9 protein-coding genes are annotated in these 6,874 nt (G+C 62.9%); 3 read left to right on the forward strand and 6 right to left on the reverse strand.

Features of this window, described 5'->3' with window-relative positions:
• A partial coding sequence (gene hppD / locus EN781_RS21495) for a 4-hydroxyphenylpyruvate dioxygenase (RefSeq protein WP_127400304.1) occupies positions 1–869 on the forward strand: 869 nt, incomplete at its 5' end.
• Positions 870–889: 20 nt separating this feature from the next.
• Here hppD and EN781_RS21500 read toward each other — a convergent pair.
• Genes EN781_RS21500 through hmgA form a run of 5 tightly spaced genes read right to left on the reverse strand, consistent with a single transcriptional unit; the run spans position 890 to position 4,994 of the window.
• Positions 890–1,426, reverse strand: coding sequence for a DinB family protein (locus EN781_RS21500; RefSeq protein ID WP_127400305.1), 537 nt, complete (start codon positions 1,424–1,426; stop codon positions 890–892).
• Positions 1,423–1,716, reverse strand: a complete 294-nt coding sequence (locus tag EN781_RS21505; RefSeq protein ID WP_126055046.1) for a hypothetical protein — start codon at positions 1,714–1,716, stop codon at positions 1,423–1,425. The genes EN781_RS21500 and EN781_RS21505 overlap by 4 nt, the downstream gene beginning before the upstream one ends.
• A 4-nt stretch (positions 1,717–1,720) precedes the next feature.
• Positions 1,721–2,734: a fumarylacetoacetate hydrolase family protein gene (locus EN781_RS21510; protein ID WP_126055047.1), complete on the reverse strand. Its 1,014-nt coding sequence runs from the start codon at positions 2,732–2,734 to the stop codon at positions 1,721–1,723.
• Positions 2,731–3,690, reverse strand: coding sequence for an MBL fold metallo-hydrolase (locus EN781_RS21515; RefSeq protein ID WP_126055048.1), 960 nt, complete (start codon positions 3,688–3,690; stop codon positions 2,731–2,733). The genes EN781_RS21510 and EN781_RS21515 overlap by 4 nt, the downstream gene beginning before the upstream one ends.
• Positions 3,681–4,994, reverse strand: coding sequence for a homogentisate 1,2-dioxygenase (gene hmgA / locus EN781_RS21520; protein WP_126055049.1), 1,314 nt, complete (start codon positions 4,992–4,994; stop codon positions 3,681–3,683). Before hmgA ends, EN781_RS21515 begins: the two co-directional genes overlap by 10 nt.
• A gap of 126 nt (positions 4,995–5,120) precedes the next feature.
• Between hmgA and EN781_RS21525 the strand changes: the two genes are divergently transcribed.
• Together EN781_RS21525 and EN781_RS21530 are read left to right on the forward strand one after the other, a co-directional pair.
• Complete coding sequence (locus EN781_RS21525; RefSeq protein WP_126055050.1) at positions 5,121–5,597, forward strand: MarR family transcriptional regulator; 477 nt, start codon at positions 5,121–5,123, stop codon at positions 5,595–5,597.
• A 16-nt stretch (positions 5,598–5,613) separates the two neighbouring features.
• A complete protein-coding gene (locus tag EN781_RS21530; RefSeq protein WP_126055051.1) occupies positions 5,614–6,255 on the forward strand; it encodes a suppressor of fused domain protein in 642 nt (213 codons plus the stop codon).
• A 47-nt stretch (positions 6,256–6,302) separates the two neighbouring features.
• Here the strand turns inward: EN781_RS21530 and EN781_RS21535 are convergent.
• On the reverse strand, positions 6,303–6,874 hold a 572-nt coding region (locus EN781_RS21535; protein ID WP_145965573.1), incomplete at its 5' end, for a zinc-binding dehydrogenase.

The raw sequence follows: 6,874 nt of genomic DNA on the forward strand, positions 1-6,874 counted from the left end.
AACACGGCCCCTGCGCCGCCTCGATGGCGTGGCGCGTTGTCGACGCCAAGCACGCCTTCGACCATGCCGTGTCGAAGGGTGCCACGCCTTATGAAGGCACCGACAAAGCGCTCGACGTGCCGGCCATCGTCGGCATAGGGGGCTCGCTGCTTTATTTCATCGAGACCTATGGGGAGAAAGGCTCGGCCTATGACGCCGAGTTCGAGTGGCTGGGCGAGCGCGACCCGAAGCCGGAGGGCGTCGGCTTCTACTACCTCGATCACCTCACCCACAATGTCTATCGCGGCAACATGGACAAGTGGTGGGACTTTTACCGCGACCTGTTCGGCTTCAAGCAGATCCACTTCTTCGACATTGACGGCAAGATCACCGGGCTGGTCAGCCGCGCCATCACCTCGCCCTGCGGCAAGATCCGCATTCCGCTGAACGAGTCCAAGGACGAGACCAGCCAGATCGCCGAATATCTGAAGAAGTACAATGGCGAAGGCATCCAGCACATCGCTGTCGGCACGGACGCGATCTACGAGGCCACCGACCTGCTTGCCGCCAACGGGCTGAAGTTCATGCCTGGCCCGCCCGACACCTATTACGAGATGTCGCAGGACCGTGTGCATGATCACGACGAGCCGATCGGGCGGATGAAGAAGCACGGCATCCTGATCGACGGCGAAGGCGTCGTCGACGGCGGCATGACCAAGATCCTGCTGCAGATCTTCTCGAAAACCGTGATCGGCCCGATCTTCTTCGAGTTCATCCAGAGGAAGGGCGACGAGGGCTTTGGCGAGGGCAATTTCCGCGCCCTGTTCGAATCGATCGAGCAGGACCAGATCAAGCGCGGCGTGATCAAGCTGGACGGCAAGGCGGCGTAAGGCCGAGGAGGGCGAGCGGTTCAAAGACCGAGCCGCTCGACCTCGTCCTTCCGCAGCTTGATGTCGTAGTCGAGCAAAAACTCATCCAGTTGCGGCGGCGGAACGGAAGTGCCGGAGAGCATCGCGTGCACCTGCCCGCGGTGGTGGATGTCGTGCAGGAAGACATGGGCGAGGATGTCGCCGATGCGCTCGGGGATCATACCGTCTTCGCGTCTATCGGTGATGACACGACGGTCTAGATCGGCCTCCGACAAAGCATCGCAGAAGGCGATCAGTTTGCGGTCGAAGGTGATCTGCGCCACTACCAAATCGGCGACATTGTCGAACGGCACGAAATCATCATAGGCGGCAGCGCCGACACCACCCTCCGTCAGGAAGTCGAGATAGAGATGGTCGACCGCGAGGATGTGGTTCAGCGTCTCCTTGATCGACGGAAAGAAGCTGGTGCGCGCGGCCTCAAATTCTCCAGGCTCGAGGAACAGCACGGCGCGGTACAGGCGGTCGTTCGACCAGCGATTGTTGCGCGCCATGCGGCGCAGGTGATCAATCGGCGTCATGGCGTCCTGTCGACAAGGCCGATGCCGACCGCCAGAACCAGGAAGCCGCCGACAACGATCAGCAGCAGCCGGATCATTTTTCGCCGCAGGCCTTGTGTTTCCTCGTCCCGCGCGACGCTGAGATTGGTGACGGTGTGGAACAGCATCGCCTTGCGCGGAACGCCGCTGCGGTTGGCGAGATCAGGCGAGCGCGCCTCGATGCGGTAGCTCAGCCGGGTTGCCTGGACGAAGACCACCAGAATGGCCAGCGCCCACACGCCAAACAGCAAATAGACGGCTTCGCCTGGCATCCCCTCACCCCGCGTATTTCTCGACCTTCTGCTCGATGGCGCCGAAGATCGAATGGCCGGCCTTGTCCTTCATCTCGATGCGCACCGTGTCGCCGAAATGCAGGAATGGCGTCTTCGGTTCGCCCGCCTCGATGGTCTCGATCATGCGCAGTTCGGCAATGCAGGAATAGCCGGCGCCGCCGGCCGAGACAGGCTTGCCCGGCCCGCCGTCCAGCTTGTTGGAGACGGTGCCCGAACCGATGATGGCGCCGGCGGCGAGCGGCCGCGTCCTCGCGGCATGCGCGATCAGCGCCGGGAAATCGAAGGTCATGTCGACCCCTGCGTCCGCACGGCCGAACGGCTTGCCGTTGAGATCGGCCAGCAGCGGCAGGCTGACCTTGCCGCCGTCCCAGGCGTCGCCCAACTCATCCGGCGTCACCGCGACGGGCGAGAAGGCGGAGGACGGTTTCGACTGGAAGAAGCCAAAACCCTTGGCAAGCTCGGGGCCGGTGATGGCGCGCAGTGTCACGTCGTTGACCAGCATGACCAGCCGGATCGCGTCCCGCGCCTGGTCGGGGCCGGCGCCCATCGGCACGTCGTCGACGATGACGGCGACTTCCGCCTCCATGTCGATGCCGAAGGCCTCGTCGGCCATGCGGATCGGATCGCGCGGCGGAATGAAGCTGTCCGAGCCGCCCTGGTAGATCAGCGGATCGGTCCAAAAACTTGCCGGCATTTCGGCGCCGCGCGCTTTGCGCACCAGTTCGACATGGTTCACATAGGCCGAGCCGTCGGCCCACTGATAGGCGCGCGGCAGCGGCGAATGCGCGTCATGCTCGTGGAAGCGCGCCGAAGGCACCGCATTGTTCTCCAGCGATTCCGCCATTGCCGCGAGGTGCGGCGAAATCCGCCGCCAGTCGTCGAGCGCGGCTTGCAGCGTCGGCACCAGGAAGGAGGCGTCGGTGAACCGCGTCAAATCGCGCGAGACGACGACCAGCTTTCCGTCGCGGGTCCCGTTCTTCAATGTGGCAAGCTTCATGCGGTTTCCTCTCCTTGCGCGGCTTGTTCGCCGCTTTGGTCTTTGTCTGTCGCATGATCTTTTCCGAAAACCGGGTCCCACTTTTCGGGATCATGCCCTAACCCCACAACAAGGCCGTCGCGGGCGATCGTCAAGTCGCCGGCCCAAGTTTTCCTGACGGCGGCGATCCAGTCGGCCTCGCCGATCGCGGCATCGTCGGCCGGAATGAGGTGGTTCAACACCAATCTGTTGACACCGGCATCGCTGGCGATGCGGCCGGCCTCCTCGGCGAAACTATGGCTGGCGAGCAGATGTTCGCGCAGCCGCGCGCCGTTGCCGGTCTTCGCCACCAGCCGCTCGATCCCTTCCTCCAGCATCGCTTCATGGACGAGGATATCGGCGCCTTTGGCGAAGTCGGCCAGCGGCGGGAAGAAGGCCGTGTCGGCGGAGAACACGATGCTCCTGCCGCCATGCTCGATACGCAGCGCAAAGCAGTCGGTCACCGGCGGATGGTCGACGCGCAGCGCCGTCACCTTCAGCCCACCCTCCTCCACAACCAGTCCCCCGCCGAACTCCCCGACCGAGACCAGATCCCTGATATCCGGCCGGCCTTCGTCGACGATGCGGATTTCGATGTCGAAATCCATCGCCTGGCAGAAGCGCTGCCAGTAGTGGCCGGTGCCAGGCGGACCGAAGATGGTCACCGGCGTGGCGAGGCCCGCCGTCCAGGCGGTGTGGATCAGCGGTCCGAGTTCCAGCACATGGTCCGAATGCAGATGCGTGATGAAGACTAGGTCGAGCGTCTTCAGGCTGAGCCCGGCATCGGTCAGCGCGCGGGTGACGCCCAGCCCGCAATCGACGACGATTGCGCGGCCGCCGATCTCGAGCAGCGAGGAACTTGGCCACGGCCCACCCGGCCGGATCGCCGGGCCGCCCTTGGCGCCGAGAAGAACGAGGCGGTCCAAATTCAAGACCAGTCGCCCTCGGGCGTGCCGTTGAAGCGTTTTTTCAGCCCGGCCCAGCAGTCGATGTAATTGTCCTGCCTGGTTTCGACCTCGGCGGCGTAGCGGGTCAGCATCTGCGGGAATCGGGTCTCGAACATGAAGGCCATGGTGTTGTCGAGCTTGACCGGTTTCAGTTCCGTGCGCGAGGCCTTTTCGAAACCAGTCGCGTCAGGCCCGTGGGCCAGCATCAAATTGTGCAGGCTGATGCCGCCGGGGACGAAGCCCTCCTCCTTGGCGTCGTACTGGCCGTGGATCAGGCCCATGAACTCGCTCATGATGTTGCGATGGTACCAGGGCGGGCGGAACGTATCCTCGGCCACCAGCCAGCGCGGCGGGAAGATGACGAAGTCGATGTTGGCGGTGCCTTCCTCGCCGCTCGGCGCCGTCAGCACGGTGAAGATCGACGGATCCGGGTGGTCGAACAGGATGGCGCCGACCGGCGAAAACGTCGCCAGATCATATTTGTAGGGCGCGTAGTTGCCGTGCCATGCGACCACGTCGAGCGGCGAATGGCCGATCTCTGTGACATGGAAGGAGCCGCACCATTTGACGATCAGCCGGCACTGCGTCTCCTTCTCCTCGAACCAGGCGCAGGGCGACTTGAAGTCGCGCGGATTGGCGAGGCAATTGGCGCCGATCGGCCCGCGGTCGGGCATGGTCAGCTTGGCGCCGTAGTTCTCGCAGACATAGCCGCGCACCTCGGCATCGGCGAGCTCGACCTTGAAGACGAGGCCGCGCGGCAGCACGGCGATCTCGCCGGGCCTGAGCTCGATGACGCCCATCTCGGTGACGAAGCGCAAGGCGCCGACCTGCGGCACGACAAGCATCTCGGCGTCGGCGTTGAAGAAATGATCGTCGGTCATCGAGCGGTTGGCGACATAGACATGCGCCGCCATGCCGGACTGCCCGAGCACGTCGCCGGCGGTGGTGATGGTGCGCATGCCCTCGATGAAGTCGGTCGGCTCCTTCGGCATCGGCACCGGGTTCCAGCGATACTGGCCGAGCGCCAGTTCGTGGTCGCCGAGATTGGGTGCGGTCTTCCAGAGCGGATAGAGGGTGGACTTGAAGCGCCCGGTGTGGCGGACGCTCGGCCGGATCCGATAGAGCCAGGAGCGCTCGTTGGTGCCGCGCGGCGCGGTGAAAGGCGAGCCCGAAAGCTGCTCGGCATAGAGCCCGTAGGCCGGCCGCTGCGGCGAGTTTCGCCCCTGCGGCAGCGAGCCGGGCAGCGTCTCAGTCTCGAAATCGTTGCCGAAGCCCGGCATGTAGGAAAAGCCCATCCGATCCTCCCTGATCACCGTCTTAGCCTCGCATAGCGCGGCCTGCCGGCGATGTTGACCAAACTGGTTTCATTTGTAACCATCGAAAATGTAACTATCAACGGCTGACGCGACAGTGGTGCGCCTATGGAACCGGAAATCCTCGAGTTGGAAAACTTCCTGCCCTACCGGCTCTATCGGCTGGCCGACGCGGTCAGCCGCGAATTCTCGAAAATCTACCGGGATCGCCATGACCTGACCCGGCCGGAATGGCGCACGCTTTCGGGCCTCGGCCAGCACGGCACGATGACGGCGACGGCGCTCGGCGAGCAGTCGGCCATGCACAAGACCAAGGTCTCGCGCGCGGTGGCGGAGTTGGAGCGGCGGCGCTGGCTGACGCGCACGCCCGACGAGAAAGACCGCCGCGTCGAGCATCTGGCGCTGACCAAGGCGGGGCTTGCCGCCTATCGCGAGATGGTGCCGCTGGCGAAGGCGTTTGAGAGGGAGTTGCTGGGGAAACTCGGAGCGGAAGAGCGAGGAGCGATTGTGAAGGGCGTAGCGGAGCTCGAAACTTGTTTGGGACCAGACAAAGTTGGTGCTAATCACGTTGGGCTAAAGGGCTGAAATCAGGAGCATATGGATGGCTTGGCTTCCAAAGAGATTTCTCGCCGGAGGGCCGCCCGGATCCGGTAACTCCAACAACCTCTATCGAAAATCGGTCTACACCAAAGAGCTCGGCGAGCCCGATCAACTCTTTCCAAGCAAAGGGCCTGACGATGTTGAGGTTCTTGCGTTTCGTAGAGACTTCTCGCTCATTGATCCCGCCGGCAACGGCTTTGTACTCCTAACCAACGGTATGAGCGACCGGCGCATGGCTACCCCGTCAACGGCAGGCGAGAACATTGAGCGGCGAGCCGAACTGATGTGGTATGTTCGCGAGCCTGACTCAAACATCATCAGCAATCTCAAATGGCTGGCGGAGTATCCCTTTATCGACAATACATGGTTGGGCTTTGGTCACCGCATTGAAATGCCTTGGTCGCCCGTCTCGGGCACGGATTTCAGAATTTTCATGTTTTTGACCCCTGTCATTGCACCCGATAAACGCATTGCAGAAGCGCTGACCATTGACCACGATGACGTCACCATCCTTTGCGCCCATTTGATCTCCGCTGCCGAGTATGAATTCATCAAGACGGTCGGGTTGGACCCATTCTTGGACATGCTCGACGAGCGTCATTATCCCACCGTTTTAGACCCCAAACGGACGTCCTATGTCTAGCGGCAGGTGCCTGCGGCGCTTTGCTTTCGCTTTCGCCCCGGTAGCGCTCACCAGTCCATCACAACCTTACCCGAATTGCCGCTCCGCATCGCATCGAACCCGACCTGAAAATCGTCGATGCCGATGCGGTGGGTGATCAGGCCCGAGACGTCTAGCGGCCCCTGCACCAGGGCGATCATCTTGTACCAGGTCTCGAACATCTCGCGGCCGTAGATGCCCTTGAGATGCAGCATCTTGAAGATGACCTTGTTCCAATCGATCTCGAAGCCGGTCGGCGCGATGCCGAGGATGGCGATCTTGCCGCCATTGTTCATGGTGTCGATCATGTCGCGGAAGGCGGGGGCGGCGCCGGACATCTCCAGGCCGACGTCAAAGCCCTCGGTCATGCCGAGCTTCGGCATGACGTCGCGCAGCTTTTCCTTCGAGGCGTCGACGACGTGCTGGACGCCGAGCTTGCGCGCCAGGTCCAGCCGGACCGGATTGATGTCGGTGATGACCACCTTTCGCGCGCCGACGCATTGCGCCACCAGCGCGCCCATGATGCCGATCGGCCCGGCGCCGGTGACCAGCACGTCCTCGCCGACCAGATCGAAGGACAATGCGGTGTGGACGGCATTGC

Origin of the sequence: Mesorhizobium sp. M4A.F.Ca.ET.090.04.2.1 (assembly GCF_003999085.1) — a bacterium.
Lineage (GTDB): Bacteria > Pseudomonadota > Alphaproteobacteria > Rhizobiales > Rhizobiaceae > Mesorhizobium.